This window comes from Gordonia liuliyuniae, assembly GCF_021738805.1.
Classification (GTDB): Bacteria; Actinomycetota; Actinomycetes; order Mycobacteriales; family Mycobacteriaceae; genus Gordonia; species Gordonia liuliyuniae.
The window spans coordinates 54,661-72,118 of sequence record NZ_JAKKOR010000013.1; the positions used below are offsets into that span (position 1 = coordinate 54,661).

A 17,458-nucleotide genomic window follows, 5' to 3' on the forward strand; every position below is an offset into this window, starting at 1 on the left:
AGGGGCCGGGCTCTTTCGGGCCTCTTTCGTATCGGTCGGGCTACCCGGCAGCCTCGCCCACGAGACCGGCGAGCAGCGGGAGTGCCGCGACGAGGATCGCAATGAGTTGTTCCCGGGTCACGGCGGGGTCGGCGAGCCAGCGGACAAGAGTCTCCTCGACGAACGCGATCCAGCCCGCCACGGCGAGCTCGATCGCAGGCGACCGCTCGATGCCCAATTCGGGCGCCCGCTTGAGGATGCGTTCGGACATGGCCGCGCGCGTGCTGTCTGCGACGTCGCGGATCTCCGGATCCGCGCTCGTCGCGCCGCGTATGACACCGATGAAGCCCCGCCCGTTGTCGGAGACGTAGTCGACGTAGGCGGCGACCGAGGAGCGCAGCACCTCCAGGACATCGGTGATGTCCTGGCGCGGCATGGTCCGATCGAGCATGATCTGCGCCTGTTCACGGACCACCTGCAGATGGAAGTCGGCCTTCGACTCAAAGTAGTGGAAGATCAGGCCCTTCGACACGCCCGCCGCCTCGGCCACGGATTCGATGGTGATCGACTCCAATGGCTGCTCCCCCGCCATCGCGACGCCGAGATCGATGAGCTGGCGACGCCTCGCATCCGGGCTCATGCGCGTTCTCGATGACGTCATGGCTCCACCCTAGGCCACTATTGACCTTCGTTCAATTGGCTATTGACTCACATTCAACAACGTCTTATCGTGGAGACCATGACAACGCATGATGTAGAGATCGTGATCATCGGCGCCGGGTTCTCCGGTCTGGGTGCGGCCATCAAGCTCGCTCAGTCAGGACACGACGACTACCTCCTCCTCGATCGCGGTAGCGACTTCGGCGGCACTTGGCGGGACAACGTGTACCCGGGGGCTGCGTGCGATGTACCGTCGCACCTGTACTCGTACTCGTTCGCACAGAACCCCGACTGGAGCCGGTCGTACTCCCACCAGCCGGAGATCCACCGCTACATCAACGCCGTGGCCGACGAGCACCGCATCGCCGACCGGACCTGGTTCGGCACCGACGTCACCGACATGGACTGGAACGACGACGAATCCCGCTGGACCGTGCGGGCCGAGCGGAACGGCGAGACCGTCACCGTCCGCGCGGGCATCGTCGTCGGCGGCATCGGCCCCCTGTGCGAGCCGAACCTGCCCGACATCAAGGGCATCGACCGATTCGGCGGCACCATCGTGCACACCGCGCGCTGGGACACCGACTACGACTTCGCGGGTAAGCGCGTCGCAGTCATCGGTACTGGCGCGTCCGCCATCCAGGTGGTGCCCGAGCTCGGCAAGACCGTCGGTCACATGGACGTCTACCAGCGCACCGCACCGTGGATCATCCCGCGTAACGAGCGCCCCTACTTGAGCGTCGAGAACTGGGCGTTCAAGAACGTGCCCGGTCTGCAGAACCTGATCCGCGGCACCATCTACACCGCGAACGAGAGCGTCGCCGCCGGCATGACGTTCGCGCCAAATGCCCTCAAGCCCGTCGAGGCGATCTGCCGCGCCAACATCTTCCGCGGCATCCGGAACCCGGAGCTCCGCAAGTCCGTGACCCCGACGTTCGCCGTCGGATGCAAACGCATTCTGAAGTCGAACGAGTGGTACCCGACGCTCGACCGACCGAACGTCGATCTGGTGACGGACGGCATCGCCGAGGTCACCGAGACCGGCATCGTCACCGCGGACGGCACCACGCGCGACGTCGACGTGATCGTGGTGGCGACCGGCTTCCACGTCACCGACTCCCCCGCGTTCGAGTCGATCCGCGGCGTCGGCGGCAAGAGCCTGGCACAGGTCTGGGCTGCCGACGGCATGCAGGCCTACAAAGGATCGTTCGTCCATGGCTTCCCGAATCTGATGCTGTTGGTCGGACCGTCGACGGGCCTCGGTCACACGTCGATGGTGTACATGATCGAGTCGCAGCTGAACTATCTCGTCGACTACATCCGCAAGACGCGCGAGGCCGGGATCGGGCGCACCGAAGTCAAACTCGAAGCACAGGACCGATACAACGACGAACTGCAGCATTCGCTGCGCAACAGCGTCTGGGAGACCGGCGGCTGCGCGTCCTGGTACAAGGACGCGAACGGCAAGATCACCTCGTTGTGGCCGGGCTTCACGTTCACCTTCCGCAACAAGACACGTGCGTTCGACGTCGCGGCGTACGACGTGACGCCCCGCGTCGAGTCCAGCGACTTGACGCGGGCAGCAGGCGCCTGAGCCTCGCGCACGGACTCCGCCGAAATCCACCACATCTGAACAGAAGGACAATCGTGAAAGACTTCCGCAACAAGGTCATCGTCATCACCGGTGCAGGCTCGGGCATGGGCCGCGACCTGGCCGTTCAGCTCGGTCGACGCGGCGCCAAGCTCGCCGTCTCGGACATGAACCCGGACGGCCTCGCCGAAACCGAGCGACTGGTGAAAGAGACTGGCGCGCAAGTTCATTCACAGATCCTGAACGTCGCCGAGCGGGAAGCATTCCTCGAGTACGCCGACACCGTCGCCGCCCACTACGGCACCGTGAACGCTATCTTCAACAATGCGGGTATCGCGCACCACGGCGAAGTGGAGCACACTGAGTTCAAAGACATCGAGCGTGTGATGGACGTCGACTACTGGGGTGTCGTCAACGGAACCAAGGCGTTCCTGCCGTACATCATTGCGTCGGGCGACGGTCACATCGTGAACACGTCGTCGCTGTTCGGCCTCCTCGCCGAGCCCGGTCAGGCCGCCTACAATTCGGCGAAGTTCGCCGTCCGCGGATTCACCGAGGCCCTCAACCAGGAGATGATCATCGCGAAGCACCCGGTCAAGGTGACCTGTGTGCACCCCGGTGGCATCAAGACCGCGATCGCGCGCAACGCGACCACCTCAGGCGACCACGACCAGAAGGCCACCGCGGCTCTGTTCGACAAGTACTTGGCGAACACCAGCTCGGAGAAGGCCGCCGAGATCATCATCAAGGCTGTCGAGCGCAACCAGGCCCGCGTCCTCGTCGGCGCCGACGCGAAAGTCCTCGACCTGTCGGTGCGTCTGGTCGCGTCGAAGTACCAGGGCATCAGCGCGAACGTCACCGGCTGGGCGCTGAACAAGTTCGGGAAGTAGAGCGGAAGGATTAGGCCCCGTGTGTCGACAGCCATTGCCCGGCGACGACACGCGGATCGGAGCCCTCGCGGACCTCGCGCACCATCTGCGCGAGGTCCGCTGTGGTCAGTTCACCCGCGACGCGGCTGAGGGCCTTGAGCTGAGGCTTCTCCAGTTGCCCGCTCGCGTACACCGGAACGAGTTGCTGGGCGATCGGCGCGCCGTCGGACTTGAGGGTCTGGACGTCGGTGAGATCCGGCACCGAGGCGGCGTCGAGCGCCGTCGTCAGACCGAGGACACCGCCGGCGCGGACCGTGGTCACCAGTTCATCGGCCGTCTCGACCGTCTTCACCGGGCCGTGGTGACAGACGGCGACCGCGTCCAGTACCGACACGGGCGGCGTCTTCGTGGCGACCAGCGGCAGGCCCGCGGGGAACTTGCCACAGTCGGCGAGCGATTCGACGTCCGCGCCTTCGATCGCCTTCTGTGGCGCGAGGATCTGCCACCGGTCCGAGACGAGCGCCGGATCGCCGACCGACACGTTCTGAGGCAGCGACCGGTTGACGTCGGCGAGTACGTCCTCGGCGGCCACTGCCTTCGGGGCAGGGGTCAACTGCACCAACAGGTCGCCGGTGAACGCCGGATACAGCCCCAGATCGCCCGAAGCGACCTGCTCGAGCAGGTCCGGCTGCGCTGCCGAGTCGGCGGTGCTGCGCACGTCGATGCCGGTCCGCGCCAACGCGCCCGCGTACACCGCCGCCGCGGTCCGCGACGCGGCGGACCCGTCGTGCCCGACGGTCAGCGCCGTGTCCTCATCGTTGCCGCACGCGGTGAGGGAGACAGCGCCGATGACCGCCGCCGCGACTACCGCCGTGATTCGTTGTTGAATGCCCATCAGATGCAACCGTAGTCGACGCGGCCGGTCACGCCGTCGCGGCGAACCCGATGACCGACGTCGCAATAAGTTGGACGGCGATCGCCGCGAGCAGCAGACCCGCGATCTTCGCGAGCAACGTGATGCCGCCGACCTTGAGGACGCGGATGAGTGTGGTCGAGTACAGCAGCGCCAGGAAGACGACGATGTGTGCGGTGACGATCGCCGCGGCGATCGCCGTGTACGCGCCCACGTCCCCGTGACCTTCGCTGACGGCGACGATCACCGCGGCGATCGCGCCGGGCCCCGCGAGCAGCGGGGTGCCGAGCGGAACTAGCGCGACGTTCACTCCGTCCGACAACTTCGCCGCCGGCGGCTCTCCCGCTCCTGTCAGCAATTGCAGCGCCACCAGCAGGAGCAATAGCCCGCCCGCGCCCTGAAGTGCCGGGATCCCGATGTGCAGGTACGCGAGGATCGCCCGGCCGCCGACCGCGAACAGTGAGATGACGAACAGCGACACGAGCGGCGCCTGCCAGGCGGCGCGGCGTCGATCCTCCGGCAACCGTCGTCCCACCAACGACAGGAACACCGGCACCTGGCCGGGCGGATCCATGATGACGATCAGGGTGATCGCGGTCGCGGTGTAGACGGAGAGTTCAAACGGCACTGCCCGAGTGTAAGTGGCGGCCTACAGCGAGCGCTCACATCGGTAAGATCATCACAATGCCTTCCATTCCGCGCATGTTGCAGCCGGGAAACCGTGGATCAGGACGTGCTCCGGCCGACCCGCCGACGCCTCCTGTACCGTCGGCACGCGCCGTCGTCGACTGCGGCGTCTACGTCGACGGCGTTCGTAGCCAGGGGACGCAGGACTTCCGGCGGTCACTCGCGCAGGTCCGTGAGAGCGGCGAAGGCTTCGTCTGGCTCGGGCTGCACCAGCCCGACGAACGGCAGATGAACGACGTCGCCGAAGCGTTCGGGCTGCACCCGCTGATGGTCGAGGACGCGGTGCACGCGCATCAGCGACCGAAGCTCGAACTGTACGACGACACCGTGTTCCTCGTTCTGCGGACGATCAGTTATGTCGACCACGATTCACTCGAAGTGGCCAACGACATCGTCGAGACCGGCGAGATCATGGTTCTCGCGGGCCGGGACTTCGTGATCACGGTCCGTCACGGCGACCACACCCACCTCGCGGGTGTGCGCCAACGTCTCGAGCACATGACGGACCATCTCAAACTCGGGCCGTCGGCCGTCGTGCACGCTGTCGCCGACCGCGTCGTCGACAGCTATCTCGCCGTCGTCTCCGAGATGGAGTCGGATGTGGACGAGATCGAGGAGCGTGTGTTCTCCACGAAGAACAACGACGTCGACATCGACGTCGTCTATCTGTTCAAACGCGAAGTCCTCGAACTGCAGCGCGCCGTCTACCCGCTCGTGATGCCGTTGGCTCGACTGTCCGGCAACAAGTCGACGTCGGACATGTCCCCGGTCCGGTTCGACAGTCCCGTCATGTCGCCGGACGCCAAGGAGATCCGCCGTCACTTCCGCGATGTCGCCGATCACCTGACGCAGGCGACGGACCTGATCGCCGAATACGACGAGCGCCTGACGACGTTGCTCAACGCCGCGTCGACGAAGGTGTCGATCCAGCAGAACACTGACATGCGCAAGATCTCGTCGTGGGCGGCCATCGCCGCCGTTCCTACCGCGATCGCGGGCATCTACGGCATGAACTTCGATCACATGCCCGAACTGCACTGGCCCTACAGTTATCCGGTCCTGCTGACTCTCATGGTCTGCGTCTGCTTCACCCTGTGGCGAACCCTCCGCAGAAACCACTGGCTCTGACCCGGTCGTACCGGTCGCGCTATCCGTCTCGGCCGGCAGCGCGAGTCGTTTCGGTCAGCTCGGGTTGACAGCGGATCTCGTCGGGTCGGCGATGTCGACGCCTGCTTCGACCCAGGCGTCGCGCAGCGCGGCTGCGCCTTTCAACCGGACCCATGCGGCCTCGTTCGCGGTGACCGGAACGGCGCGCAGGAAGTGGACCGGCTCGGCGGGTTCGTCGAGCGGCAGGTCGGCGATCTCCGCGTCGGCGGTCAAGAGGAACGCCGAGCAGATCGCGCCAACCCACAGCGGTTCCTGCAGGTCGACGAGCGAGTCCTCGGCAAGGACGAGGCCTTCCACGGCGGGAGCGGCGGCCAGCGTCGCCAACGACTTGTGCAGGCCGGGAAGCGGTGAGACCGCCCGCATCCGCACGATCGCTTCGGCGCGCGGCCCGCGGACCGGGTCGGGCGCCAGATCGTTCGGGTCGTGCATCGGATGGCGGGCACAGCCGACGGTCGCGAACACCACCTCGTCGCCGTCGACGAATCGAAGCACATCGACGGGCTCCACGCCGAGGAAGGTCACCGACGCGCGCTGCGGCTGCGAGCCGACGACACCCGCCACATGCTTGACCACCCGATCGGTGATCGATCCTGAAGTTGAACTCACCCGACCAGTCAAGCACGGCGCCGCGATGCGGTGGGGTCCGGTCGACTCAGCGCAGGGTGGAACCGCTCGCAGTGTCGAACACGTGCAGACGGGCCGTGTTCAGCGCGAGAGTCAGCTTTCCGCCGCGTCGGACATCGGTGTACGGCGTCAGACGTGCCACCTTCTGGCCGCCCGCCGTCATCGAACCCAACTCCTCGGCGAGCTGGTGGAGGATCGCGTTCGCGGTGTCGGGCGCACTCAGCGTGAAGTACACGTACTTGTCCGACCCCATCGATTCGACGAGATCGACGTCGATGTCGAACGTGAGGAACTGTTCGAGCTCGGCGGGGTGCGTGAGCGCCGCGTCGACGAGATGTTCGGGCCGGATCCCCAGCAGAACCTCGCCGTTGCTTCCGGTCTGCCGTGCCCGCCCGGTCACCTGCTCGTGGTCCGGGAACTCGACGTGCCCGATTGGGGTGTCGACACCGGTCGCGGTGAGGCGTCCCGGGATGAAGTTCATCGACGGTGAGCCGATGAAGCCTGCGACGAACAGGTTGACCGGATTGTCGTACAGCTCCTGCGGCGACCCGACCTGTTGGACGTGCCCGGCTCGCATGACGACGACGCGGTCGCCGAGGGTCATCGCCTCGGTCTGGTCGTGGGTGACGTACACGGTGGTCGTGCCGAGGCGGGCCTGCAGGTTCGCGATCTCGGTGCGCATCTGCACACGGAGCTTCGCGTCGAGGTTCGACAACGGCTCGTCCATCAGGAACGCCTTCGGCGAGCGGACGATCGCCCGGCCCATCGCGACGCGCTGCCGCTGGCCGCCGGACAGATTCGCGGGTTTGCGGTCGAGATACTCGCCCAGGTCGAGGATGCGGGCGGCCTCGTCGACCTTCGCCGCGATCTCGTCCTTCGACTTCTTTGCCAGTGTCAGCGGGAACGCGATGTTCTCGCGCACCGTCATGTGCGGGTAGAGCGCGTAGCTCTGAAAGACCATCGCGATGTCACGGTCCTTCGGCGCCGTCTCGTTGACGCGAGCGCCCCCGATCCGGAGTTCGCCGGACGTGATGTCCTCGAGACCGGCGATCATGTTCAGAGTCGTCGACTTGCCACAGCCCGACGGTCCGACCAGGATGATGAACTCGCCTTCGGCGATCTGCAGGTCGATGCCGTGCACGGCGGTCGAGCCGTCCGGGTACTGCTTGGAAACGTTGTCCAGAACGATGTCGGCCATGGGTTATCCCTTCACGGCGCCGGAGGTCAGTCCGGCCACGATACGGCGTTGGAAGAAGAGCACGAAGATGATGATCGGAATTGTGATGACGACGGCCGCCGCCGCGATGGCGCCGGTCGGTTCCTCGAACTGACTGACACCGGTGAAGTTGGCGATCGCGACGGGCGCGGTCTGCGCGCGTTCGGTCGACGTCAACGACAGAGCCAGGAGCAGATCGTTCCAGGCGAACACGAATACGAGGATCGAGGCGGTCACCACGCCCGGCGCAGCGAGCGGCAGAATCACTCGGCGGAACGCCTGCCCGGGCGACGCACCGTCCATCTGCGCCGCCTTCTCGAGCTCCCACGGGATCTCGCGGAAGAACGCGGACAGGATGTAGATCGCCAACGGCAACGCGAACGCCACGTACGGAATGATCAGGCCGGGCCACGTGTCGAACAGGCCGATGCTCCGCTCGATGTTGAACAGCGGGGTGACGAGTGAGATCTGCGGGAACATCGCGATCAGCAGTGCAGCGCCCACGAGCAGCTTCTTGCCGGGGAACTCCAGACGCGCGATGGCGTACGCGGCCATCGTGCCGAGCAGGACGGCGATGAACGTCGAGATGAGGCCGATGCCGATCGAGTTGATGAGGCCCGAGGTGAAGAACCCGGTGTCGAAGATGCTGCGGTAGTTCTCGAACGTCCACGAGGTCGGGATGAAGTTGCCGTCAGTGACGGTGCCCGGGCTCTTGAACGACAGGCTGATGATCCACCACAGCGGAATGATCGCGTACAGCACCACCAAGGTGTTCGCGATCAGCCATCCGGCGCGGCGACGATTGAGAGCATTCATTCTCCCGCTACCTCCCCTCGTCGTCGGAACCGGGCGCCGAAGCGCCGAATCCCTTGATGAACACGATCGCGATCACCGCGACACACAAGAAGATCAAGACGCTGATCGCCGACCCTGTGCCGAGGTTGAACGCTTTGAACAAGTTGTTGTAGCCGAGCATCGACACCGATCCCGTGTCGTGGTTGCCCGACGTCAAGACGTAGATGTTGTCGAAGACGCGGAAGGCGTCGAGCGTGCGGAACAGCAGCGCGACGAGGATCGCCGGTTTCATCAACGGCAGGATCACCTTGACCAGCCGCGTCCAGGCGCCCGCACCGTCCACCTGCGCGGCCTTGAGCAGGTCGTCCGGCACCAACGCCAGTCCGGCCAGCAACAGCAGCGCCATGAACGGCGTCGTCTTCCACACTTCGGCGAGGATGATCACCGACAGCGCAGGCATCTGACTGGTCAACGGCGTCGACCCGTCCGGCAGCAGGTTGACGAGGTAGCCGGTGCCCGGCGTCCACGCGTACTTCCACGAGATCGCGGCGGCCACGGTCACGATGCCGTACGGGATCAACACGACGGTGCGCACCAGGCCTCTGCCGAACATCGCGCGGTGCATGACCAGCGCGATCGCCATACCGATGACGAGTTCGATGATCACCGAGATCACCGTTATGTAAGCCGTCACCCAGAGGGCGGTCCACCAGTAACCGCTACCCAAGACCGTGCCGTAGTTACTGAACCCGACGAAGCTTCCCGAACCCGGTTCGCGCAGGTTCTCGTCGGTGAACGACAGCCAGATCGAATAGAGGATCGGGTATCCGGTGACGACGAGCATCACCAGCGCCGCCGGACCCGCGAGCAGGAAGGCGAGCCGGCGTTCGGACGACTTGCGTCCGGACTTCGTAACCCCGGACTGCTTGGCCCCGACCGTCTGCGGCGTCGCCTGTGCGGGACGTTCGACTTCGAGAATGTCCGACATGGCCATCGCCGACCCGGCACGCGCAGGTGCCGGCCGTCGCTCCTGAACCGGGTTGCGTGGTGTGTCCACGGCGGGCCGCACGCCGGGCGCGGGCGCCTGCTGCGGGGTCGGTGGGCGGGGGGTTTCCTGCTGGGGGGTTTGCTGCTGGGGCTGTTCCGACTCCGGTCGCGGTTCCGCGGCTTGCGGCGACACCGGGGTCTGCTTGGGCTCCGGGACGACGGTCCGAGTCTCCGGCGGAGTCGCCGTCGGCCGCGTCGGCTCGGTACCCGGCGCCACCCACACGTCCGAGTGGACGGTGGGGATCGGGCCGGTCTGTTCTACGGGCCGCTCCGGCGCACGGTCCTCGGGACGCGCGTGGCGTCCCGGGCTCGTGTCCGGACCGTCACCGTGCGGTGTGAGACCGCCCCGATTGGTCGGCTCATCGTTGTCGTCACTGGTCACGGGACGATCCCCTCCCCGTCGATAGCACTCTGTGCGACTTTGCCCAGCTCATCGGCCTTGCTTTCGGGATTCCACTGCCCCACCGGGCTGAGCGTCGCAGTGATCGCCGTCGACATGTCCTGGTATCGCGGAGTCGCCGGCCGTGGCGCGGCGCCCTCGTCGAGTTGGCGGCGGATGATCTCGTACATCGGATACGCGAGTTGGAAGTCGGCGTCCTCGTACAGCGACGCGATGGTCGGCGGCGTTCCGCCGCGCACCGCGTACACCTTCTGCGCCTGTTCATCGGTGAGACACGATGCCGCCTTGAACGCCAGATCCTGCTGCTTGGACGTCGACGCGACAGCAAGGTTGAAACCGCCCGGCGTCGACTTCGCGGTCTTGCCCGAGGTGATCCCCGGGTAGGCGGCGAAGTCGAACTTCTTGCGGGTCGCGTCGTTGACCTTCGCGATGCGCGGATCGGTCGGATCGTCGGCGGTCGCGTCGATGATGTCCTTGAAACCGGTCAGCGAATCGCCCATGATCTTGGCTTCACCCGCCGCACCGTTCTCCTTGATGCCCGCGAAGACGAACGGCCAGTTGATCTCGAACGCCCCTTTGCCTGCCTCCATGTCGGTTCGGGCGGTGCCCTCGTCGGAGTTGGAGATCGACGGGTCCGCACCCGGCGCGGTCGCGACCTGACGCATCACGGTCAACGCTTCGACGGTCGCCGCACGGTGTTCCGGCGTATCGGTCAGCGTCACCTTCGACGGATCGTTCGGGTCGAGGACTTCACCGCCTGCTGACTCCAGGAGCGAGTTGAACCACACCATAAGGCCCTCGTACTGCTTGGCCTGCAGCAGGATCGCCGCCGGCCCGCCCGCGTCCTTGATCTTCGCCGCGTCGTCGAGCATGCCCTGCCACGTGGTCGGAGCCGTCGTCGTGTCGATGGTCTCCTTCATGAGTTCCGGTCGGTACCAGAGCATCTGGGTGTTGGCCCACAACGGGATCGCGTAGAGGCTCTTCGCGGTGTCGTCGTCGCGTTTCCATTCGACGGTCTCCACCGGGCCCGCGAGTGATATCTGCCGGGTCTTCTCGGCGATGTCGTCCGGGACCCGCACCGCCCAACCTGCGTCCGCGAACTCGGCGGTCCACACGACGTCCATCGCCATCAGATCCAGACCCGAGTCGTTGCCTGCGAGTCGTCGCGCCAATTGGAGCCGCTGCATGTCGGCTTCCTTCGGCAGCATGTGCATCGCGATCCTGTACTCGCCGTTCGAGTCGGCGCTGCACCTCTGCGCGACTTCGTCGATGTAGTCGAAGCCGTCGGCCGCGGCGTACATGTTGATGACGCCCTGCTCGTAGTCCGAACCGCACGCGGTCAGCATGGGCGCCGTCACCGCAGCGGCGATCCCTGCAATCGCCAATTTCGTCCACAACCGGCGTCGACGCGGTGGGCTAGCACCGATCCCGTCGCCGGAGGAATCCTCTGGTCGCATACCCGCCAAGCCTCCTACCGTCGCAAATCGGCTTTGAAAGCCGATGTGCGAGTAGGGTATCGCACCGGTGAGTGACACACCGCACATCCCGTGCGTATGTGTTCGGACCGATCACGAACACGAGCCCGGCGGCGTTCTAGATGCGGCGGTGTCTAGATTCGGCGGTGTTCTAGATCGCGAGGCGGGCGAGCATGTCCCGAGCCTGCTCGGCCGTCTTCGGGTCGCACAGCACGTCGTACCGTCCTGCGACCAATTGCATCGACGACGTGAAGTCACGCTGGCCGCGACTCGCCGCGTACGGGATCGCGGCCGAGATCAGACCGAAGACCATGCCAGCGATGACGCCGTACACGATCGGCACCCATGGGTTGTCCGACGAGAAGAAACTGATCAACGCACCGAGGAACAGGCCGAGCCAGGCGCCCGACACGATTCCGCCGCCGATCACCTTCCCCCAGGTGAGACGGCCCAATACGCGCTCCACCTGCATCAGGTCCACACCGACGATCGTCAGGTTCTCTACGTGGAAGTGGTTGTCCGAAAGATGGTCGACGGCACGCTGCGCCTGCTCGTACGTGTCGTACGACCCGACCGGCCACCCCTTCGGCGGCGTCGGCAGTCCGGGCGTCTGTCGCATCGGGTTAGTCATCACTTCACTCCTGTCACAAACGTTCCGGGCGTTCGCTTCTGCGCTGTGTCTCCTAGGCTTGTAGACATGATGCCTGCCCAGAAGGTCTTTGTGGCCAGACTAGTCGGCCTCGCGGTCCTCGGTCCGGACGGTGAATCGATCGGCCGCGTACGTGACGTCGTCATCTCGATGCATCTGCCCGGCCAACAGCCCCGCGCGCTCGGTCTCGCCGTCGAGCTGACGACTCGACGCCGGATCTTCGTGCCGATGCTGCGGGTCACGAGCATCGAACCCGACGCCGTGACGCTGACGACCGGGCATGTGAACTTGCGCAAGCTCAGCGTCCGCCCGAACGAGGCGCTCGCCATCGGCCAGGTCCTCGACAGCATGGTCCGCACCGACGACCCCGACTATCCGGAGTTGCACGGTGTCGACCTGACCGTCGTCGACCTCGCGATCGAACGCAACCGCAACCGTGACTGGATGGTCACTCGCGTCGCCGTCCGTTCCACCCGTAAGGGCCTTCGACGTCGCGGCGAGACACTGATCATCGAGTGGCGCCACGTCGTCGGCATGAGCCGACTCGAGCTGGCCCGCGTCGGGCAGGGCGTGGAACGTGCGCTCGCGCAGTTCGAAGACATGCGTCCCGCCGACGTCGCCAACGCGCTGCGCGAGCTCCCGGCGAAGCGACGCAACGAGATCGCCGCGGCACTCGAGGACGGGCGGCTCGCCGACATCCTGCAGGAGTTGCCGACCGACGACCAGAGCGCGGTGCTCGCCAGCCTCAAACCCGAGCGTGCGGGCGACGTCCTCGAAGCGATGGATCCTGACGACGTCGCCGACCTCGTCGCCGAGCTGCCGGCCTCGGAGGCCGAAGCGCTACTGGCGCGAATGGACCCCGAGGAGTCCGAGTCGGTCCGGCGACTGCTCCTGCACTCTCCGGACACCGCGGGCGGTGTGATGACGCCCGAACCGCTGATCCTCACCGCGACCGCGACCGTATCCGAGGCGCTCGCCCGCATCCGCAACCCCGACATCAACTCGGCGGCCGCCAGCATGATCTTCGTCGTCCGACCGCCCACCAACACTCCGACGGGCAAGTTCCTCGGCGCCGTGCACATCCAACGGCTGCTGCGCGAACCGCCCGCCGACCTCATCGGCGGCATCCTCGACGCAGAGATGCCGCGCCTGCACCCCGACGACTCATTGGAGACGATGAGCCGGTTCTTCGCCACCTACAACCTCGTGTGCGCGCCCGTCGTCGACGACACCTCGCACCTCCTCGGCGCCGTCCAGGTCGACGACCTCTTGGACGCGCTGCTGCCCAGGGACTGGCGCGAGAACGATCTCGAAGGCCACATCCGATGAGCCCCCGCCACCTCGACACGCCTGCCGACACCCGGCGACGCTTCCGGCTGAATCTCGACTCGGACGTCGTCGGCGTCTACAGCGAGCGCGTCGCCCGGTTCCTCGGCACCGGGCGGTACCTCGCGATTCAGACGATCGTCGTCATCATCTGGATCTTCCTCAACATCGGCGTCTTCGCGTTCGAGTGGGATCCGTACCCGTTCATCCTGCTCAACCTGGCGTTCTCGACACAGGCCGCGTATGCGGCGCCGCTGATCCTGCTCGCCCAGAATCGACAAGAGAATCGCGACCGGATCTCGCTCGACGAGGACCGTCGTCGAGCCGCGCAAACCAAAGACGACACCGAGTTCCTCGCGCGCGAACTCGCTGCGGTCCGACTCGCCGTGGGCGACACCGTGACCCGCGACTATCTGCGCCGCGAACTGGAGGACGCCGTCGAAGACATCGCCGAACGTGTCGCCGCGAAGCTCCGCGACGAGGCCCCGGGTACACGTTCGGACGAATCCGGTACGTAACAGGATTGATCGCCCTGTATGCTTGCTCACAACCGCGGGGGTGGATGATGACAGATGTTCGCCTGAAACCGCGCGAATGACACTCGACTGGAGTTCGCGAATATGGGGATGAGTTTCCGGCACAGCCCGAAGCGGGTACGTGTGCCACGGCGCGGAGTAGCCGTGGGCGTCGGCACGGTCGCCGTCGGGGCTGTGCTGCTCGGCGGGATGACCGCCGGCTCTACCTCGCTTCCGTCTGCGCAAGGCCCGATCAACATCGGGCCGTCGCTGCTCACATCGAACGATGCCGCGATCACCGCCGTCGACGACGTCACCCAGATCGTCCCGTCGCAAGGCGGGCAGTTGACCGGTTTCGCTCCCCCGTCCGACCCAGCCGACCAAGAGGCGGAGTCGGCGGCCCAGTTTCGGATCGCGGCGAATCTGCCGTCCGGCCCCCTCGGCATTCCCGGCATCATGTTGAGGGCATACAAGCTGGCGGCGACCCGCGTCGCAGCCGAGACCCCGCAGTGCAAGCTCCCGTGGTACCTGTTGGCAGGCATCGGACGCATCGAGTCCGGCCACGCTGGGAACGGCAACGTCGACCGCTACGGCAACACCCTCACCGACATCCGCGGACCGGTGCTCGACGGTTCGCTCGCCGGTAACGCGGTGATCACTGACTCCGACGGCGGCGATCTCGACGGCGACCGCGGTCACGATCGCGCGATGGGGCCCATGCAATTCATCCCTAGTACCTGGGCCAGTTGGGGTTCGGACGCGAACGGCGACGACAAGTCGGACCCGGACAACGTCTTCGACGCCACCTATTCGGCTGGTCGCTACCTGTGCTCGGGCGTCGTCGACATCATGTCGGCGTCCAACAAGGTCGGCGCCGTGATGCGCTACAACCACTCCGTCGCCTACGCGAACAACGTGCTCGGTTGGGCCGCAGCATACGCCGCGGGTGTGATGCCGACGACTCCGATCCCGGAGATGACGACACCGCCGAAGGACCACGAGAAGAAGAAGGACAAGAAGGACGATAAGAAGGACGGCGGCAAGAAGAAGGACGATAAGAAGAACGGCGACGAGTCGAAGAAGCCGAGCAAGCCGTCCACGCCGCCCTCTTCCAGCAAGGACAAGCCGAAACCCAGTCCGAAACCGCAGTGCCTCGGACCGATCTGTCTGCCGCCTCCGCCTGTCCTCCCGTGACCGAATCGTCCGCCGGGTTCGTGCGGTACGTCGAATGAGGCTGGCCTGAACTCGAAGGCCCCCGAACACTGACTAGACTGGGCCGCGTGAGTACTCCCACCGAATCCGCAGTTCGTTCTGCGCTCAGTAAGGTCTCCGATCCTGAGATCGGTAAACCGATCACCGACCTCGGAATGGTGAAGTCGGTGGCGATCGCCGACGACGGGAGCATCGACGTCGGAATCTATCTGACGACGTCGGGTTGTCCGCTTCGAACCGAGATCACCGACCGCGTGTCCACTGCGGTGTCGGACGTTCCGGGCGCCGGAGCAGTCCGTGTCGAACTCGACGTGATGGACGACGAGCAGCGCACCGAACTCCGCAAGAAACTCCGTGGCGACCGCGCCGAACCCGAGATCCCGTTCTCCAAGCCCGGCAACCTGACTCGCGTCTACGCGATCGCATCGGGCAAGGGTGGTGTCGGAAAGTCGAGCGTCACCGTCAATCTAGCGACCGCTCTCGCCGACCGCGGGCTGTCCGTCGGTGTGCTCGACGCCGACATCTACGGCCACAGTGTCCCCCGCATGCTCGGCAGCGACGCCAAACCGACACAGGTCGAGTCGATGATCATGCCGCCGCAGAGCCACGGCGTGCGGTTCATCTCGATCGGGCAGTTCACCGACGGCAACACCCCGGTCACCTGGCGTGGCCCGATGCTGCACCGCGCACTCCAGCAGTTTCTCGCCGACGTCTACTGGGGCGACCTGGACGTCCTCCTCCTCGACCTTCCCCCGGGGACCGGCGACGTCGCGATCTCGATCGCTCAGTTGATTCCGGGCGCCGAGATCCTCGTAGTCACCACACCGCAGCAGGCGGCCGCCGAAGTCGCCGAACGCGCGGGCGCGATCGCACTGCAGACACGCCAGAAGATCCTCGGCGTCGTCGAGAACATGTCGTGGATGGAGTTGCCCGACGGCTCGCGCGTGGAGCCGTTCGGCTCCGGCGGCGGTGAGTTGGTCGCCGAACGGCTCACCCGAGCAGTCGGCGCCCCCGTCGAACTCCTCGGTCAGGTGCCTCTCGAACAGCAGCTCCGCGAAGGCGGCGACGAGGGCACCCCCGTCGTGCTGTCTCACCCCGACTCCGCTTCCGGTTCAGCTCTCCGCGCCGTCGCCGACAAGCTCGCGGTCCGACGACGCGGCCTCGCAGGCATGAGTCTCGGCATCGACACCACCCGGCACGACTGACCCGTCTTCGCCGAATCTTCCGGTTTCGGCGAGTCCGTGGAACCGAACCGCGCTACCGTGCGTCTAACTGAGTAGGAGCCCTCAACTCGCACCAGCCCAGGGAGTCGCAGTGAGCAACGACGTAGCCTCCGAAATCGCTGCCTGGAACGCGCGCGCCGCCGCCGCGCGAGCCGCCGGGGTTGAGCTGGAAGCGCTGAGTGATTCACTTCGTGGCGTCGTCAGCACCAACTACTTCGGCGTCGGGTGTCAGGAAGGCTTCGCAGTGTTCGCACAGTTGCGTCTGCTGGTCGACCACGGCACACAGTCGTTAAGCACGCTAGCTGCGAGCGCTGAGAGCCTGGCTGATGCCGCCCTCGCCGCGGACCGCAACTTGCGAGGCACAGACTCTGCAAATGCGCCGGCCAATGGACAACCAAATGGCAGCTAGGTGGCGGTGGCACGCATTGCTCCTGCTTATTGCCACTTTGCTCGTCGTAGGCTGCTCGCAAGAGGGCTATGCAACGGTCACAACCCACACCTCTACTGCAGAAGACAACACCGGGACCCGCCAGGTCGACGACGCTGGCAACCGACTGCCGTTCGACACTCAGTTTGAGCGACGATGGAACCCTGGCAACGACGGCAGCCCCTACGAACCATGCACTGCGCTCGGCGACTACCAACTCGGCAAGCTTCGAATCGACCCAGATTCCGTCGCCGATGCGGCTGGCACCAGCGGACAGACTCTCCGCGGATGTAAGTGGCGATATGTTCGATCAGATCCGCACGATCGATGGAACCTCAGTCAGTTCGTTGGCGATTCTCCTGGGCTTGCTACGTCGAAGGAACGCAGATCAGGCGGCATCAACCAATGGCTCCCAGACGAAGTGATTTCCGGCCGCCAGGTCGGCGTGCATATCTATACGACCGGGGACCAGTGCGACACTTATGTCCAGTCCGGGCAGGCGTCTGTCATCACGATGGTCACGCACTTTGGGAGGCCCCAGCCTCCCATCTCGGAGATCTGCGATCGTGCGCTCGCCTTCACGCGGGCGACTATCGACAAGATGCCGCTCTGAACTGCCTACGCGATTAGCTCCGAGACTTGTGACCAATATGTGGTCACAAGTCTCGGAGCTAATGGTTCTG

General features: G+C 65.6%; 18 protein-coding genes. 9 read left to right on the plus strand and 9 right to left on the minus strand.

Annotation, left to right across the window (positions count from 1 at the left end; all coding sequences use genetic code 11):
- Positions 1–40: 40 nt before the first annotated feature.
- Positions 41–640: a TetR/AcrR family transcriptional regulator gene (locus L5G33_RS17460; RefSeq protein ID WP_236999443.1), complete on the minus strand. Its 600-nt coding sequence runs from the start codon at positions 638–640 to the stop codon at positions 41–43.
- A gap of 78 nt (positions 641–718) precedes the next feature.
- Here L5G33_RS17460 and L5G33_RS17465 point away from each other — a divergent pair, with 78 nt between their 5' ends.
- Entirely contained in the window at positions 719–2,233 is a 1,515-nt protein-coding gene (locus L5G33_RS17465) for a flavin-containing monooxygenase (protein WP_236999444.1), read from the plus strand.
- Positions 2,234–2,286: 53 nt separating this feature from the next.
- Positions 2,287–3,120 carry an SDR family NAD(P)-dependent oxidoreductase gene (locus L5G33_RS17470; protein ID WP_236999445.1) on the plus strand — a complete coding sequence of 278 codons (834 nt, stop codon included), beginning with the start codon at positions 2,287–2,289 and terminating at the stop codon, positions 3,118–3,120.
- 10 nt (positions 3,121–3,130) lie between these two features.
- On the opposite strand, the gene L5G33_RS17475 is transcribed toward L5G33_RS17470, so the two are convergent.
- Positions 3,131–3,994, minus strand: coding sequence for a glycine betaine ABC transporter substrate-binding protein (locus L5G33_RS17475; protein WP_236999446.1), 864 nt, complete (start codon positions 3,992–3,994; stop codon positions 3,131–3,133).
- A 28-nt stretch (positions 3,995–4,022) separates the two neighbouring features.
- Complete coding sequence (locus tag L5G33_RS17480) at positions 4,023–4,640, minus strand: MarC family protein (RefSeq protein ID WP_236999447.1); 618 nt, start codon at positions 4,638–4,640, stop codon at positions 4,023–4,025.
- A gap of 56 nt (positions 4,641–4,696) precedes the next feature.
- On the opposite strand from L5G33_RS17480, the gene L5G33_RS17485 reads away from it, so the two are divergent.
- Positions 4,697–5,827 (plus strand): magnesium and cobalt transport protein CorA, encoded by a 1,131-nt coding sequence (locus tag L5G33_RS17485; RefSeq protein ID WP_236999448.1) that lies wholly within the window; start codon positions 4,697–4,699, stop codon positions 5,825–5,827.
- Positions 5,828–5,881: 54 nt separating this feature from the next.
- Here L5G33_RS17485 and L5G33_RS17490 read toward each other — a convergent pair whose 3' ends face one another.
- The 6 genes from L5G33_RS17490 to L5G33_RS17515 form a co-directional block, all read right to left on the minus strand.
- Complete coding sequence (locus L5G33_RS17490; RefSeq protein ID WP_236999449.1) at positions 5,882–6,472, minus strand: suppressor of fused domain protein; 591 nt, start codon at positions 6,470–6,472, stop codon at positions 5,882–5,884.
- A 46-nt stretch (positions 6,473–6,518) separates the two neighbouring features.
- Positions 6,519–7,688 carry an ABC transporter ATP-binding protein gene (locus L5G33_RS17495; RefSeq protein ID WP_236999450.1) on the minus strand — a complete coding sequence of 390 codons (1,170 nt, stop codon included), beginning with the start codon at positions 7,686–7,688 and terminating at the stop codon, positions 6,519–6,521.
- A 3-nt stretch (positions 7,689–7,691) separates the two neighbouring features.
- Positions 7,692–8,522, minus strand: a complete 831-nt coding sequence (locus L5G33_RS17500) for a carbohydrate ABC transporter permease (RefSeq protein WP_236999451.1) — start codon at positions 8,520–8,522, stop codon at positions 7,692–7,694.
- A gap of 7 nt (positions 8,523–8,529) precedes the next feature.
- Positions 8,530–9,930: a carbohydrate ABC transporter permease gene (locus L5G33_RS19465; protein ID WP_236999452.1), complete on the minus strand. Its 1,401-nt coding sequence runs from the start codon at positions 9,928–9,930 to the stop codon at positions 8,530–8,532.
- Positions 9,927–11,405 (minus strand): extracellular solute-binding protein, encoded by a 1,479-nt coding sequence (locus L5G33_RS17510; protein WP_372476932.1) that lies wholly within the window; start codon positions 11,403–11,405, stop codon positions 9,927–9,929. Before L5G33_RS17510 ends, L5G33_RS19465 begins: the two co-directional genes overlap by 4 nt.
- A gap of 169 nt (positions 11,406–11,574) precedes the next feature.
- A complete protein-coding gene (locus L5G33_RS17515; protein WP_236999454.1) occupies positions 11,575–12,054 on the minus strand; it encodes a YflT domain-containing protein in 480 nt (159 codons plus the stop codon).
- Positions 12,055–12,120: 66 nt separating this feature from the next.
- Here L5G33_RS17515 and L5G33_RS17520 point away from each other — a divergent pair, with 66 nt between their 5' ends.
- The 6 genes from L5G33_RS17520 to L5G33_RS17545 all read left to right on the plus strand — a co-directional run bounded on the left by L5G33_RS17520 (position 12,121) and on the right by L5G33_RS17545 (position 17,388).
- Positions 12,121–13,401: a magnesium transporter MgtE N-terminal domain-containing protein gene (locus tag L5G33_RS17520; RefSeq protein WP_236999455.1), complete on the plus strand. Its 1,281-nt coding sequence runs from the start codon at positions 12,121–12,123 to the stop codon at positions 13,399–13,401.
- Positions 13,398–13,916, plus strand: coding sequence for a DUF1003 domain-containing protein (locus L5G33_RS17525; protein ID WP_236999456.1), 519 nt, complete (start codon positions 13,398–13,400; stop codon positions 13,914–13,916). The genes L5G33_RS17520 and L5G33_RS17525 overlap by 4 nt, the downstream gene beginning before the upstream one ends.
- Positions 13,917–14,018: 102 nt before the next feature.
- Positions 14,019–15,107, plus strand: coding sequence for a lytic transglycosylase domain-containing protein (locus L5G33_RS17530; RefSeq protein WP_372476933.1), 1,089 nt, complete (start codon positions 14,019–14,021; stop codon positions 15,105–15,107).
- Between the two features lie 86 nt (positions 15,108–15,193).
- Positions 15,194–16,330, plus strand: coding sequence for an Mrp/NBP35 family ATP-binding protein (locus L5G33_RS17535; protein ID WP_372476934.1), 1,137 nt, complete (start codon positions 15,194–15,196; stop codon positions 16,328–16,330).
- A gap of 109 nt (positions 16,331–16,439) precedes the next feature.
- Positions 16,440–16,757 carry a hypothetical protein gene (locus tag L5G33_RS17540; protein ID WP_236999458.1) on the plus strand — a complete coding sequence of 106 codons (318 nt, stop codon included), beginning with the start codon at positions 16,440–16,442 and terminating at the stop codon, positions 16,755–16,757.
- Positions 16,735–17,388: a DUF3558 family protein gene (locus L5G33_RS17545; RefSeq protein ID WP_236999459.1), complete on the plus strand. Its 654-nt coding sequence runs from the start codon at positions 16,735–16,737 to the stop codon at positions 17,386–17,388. Before L5G33_RS17540 ends, L5G33_RS17545 begins: the two co-directional genes overlap by 23 nt.
- Positions 17,389–17,458: the final 70 nt, after the last annotated feature.

Bases quoted from the DNA above. Each gene is read 5' to 3' on its own strand.
- L5G33_RS17460 (WP_236999443.1), bottom strand. From the start codon at position 640: ATGACGTCATCGAGAACGCGCATGAGCCCGGATGCGAGGCGTCGCCAG.
- L5G33_RS17465 (WP_236999444.1), top strand. From the start codon at position 719: ATGACAACGCATGATGTAGAGATCGTGATCATCGGCGCCGGGTTCTCC.
- L5G33_RS17475 (WP_236999446.1), bottom strand. From the start codon at position 3,994: ATGGGCATTCAACAACGAATCACGGCGGTAGTCGCGGCGGCGGTCATC.
- L5G33_RS17485 (WP_236999448.1), top strand. From the start codon at position 4,697: ATGCCTTCCATTCCGCGCATGTTGCAGCCGGGAAACCGTGGATCAGGA.
- L5G33_RS17495 (WP_236999450.1), bottom strand. From the start codon at position 7,688: ATGGCCGACATCGTTCTGGACAACGTTTCCAAGCAGTACCCGGACGGC.
- L5G33_RS17500 (WP_236999451.1), bottom strand. From the start codon at position 8,522: ATGAATGCTCTCAATCGTCGCCGCGCCGGATGGCTGATCGCGAACACC.
- L5G33_RS17510 (WP_372476932.1), bottom strand. From the start codon at position 11,405: ATGCGACCAGAGGATTCCTCCGGCGACGGGATCGGTGCTAGCCCACCG.
- L5G33_RS17515 (WP_236999454.1), bottom strand. From the start codon at position 12,054: ATGACTAACCCGATGCGACAGACGCCCGGACTGCCGACGCCGCCGAAG.
- L5G33_RS17520 (WP_236999455.1), top strand. From the start codon at position 12,121: ATGATGCCTGCCCAGAAGGTCTTTGTGGCCAGACTAGTCGGCCTCGCG.
- L5G33_RS17525 (WP_236999456.1), top strand. From the start codon at position 13,398: ATGAGCCCCCGCCACCTCGACACGCCTGCCGACACCCGGCGACGCTTC.
- L5G33_RS17530 (WP_372476933.1), top strand. From the start codon at position 14,019: ATGGGGATGAGTTTCCGGCACAGCCCGAAGCGGGTACGTGTGCCACGG.
- L5G33_RS17545 (WP_236999459.1), top strand. From the start codon at position 16,735: ATGGACAACCAAATGGCAGCTAGGTGGCGGTGGCACGCATTGCTCCTG.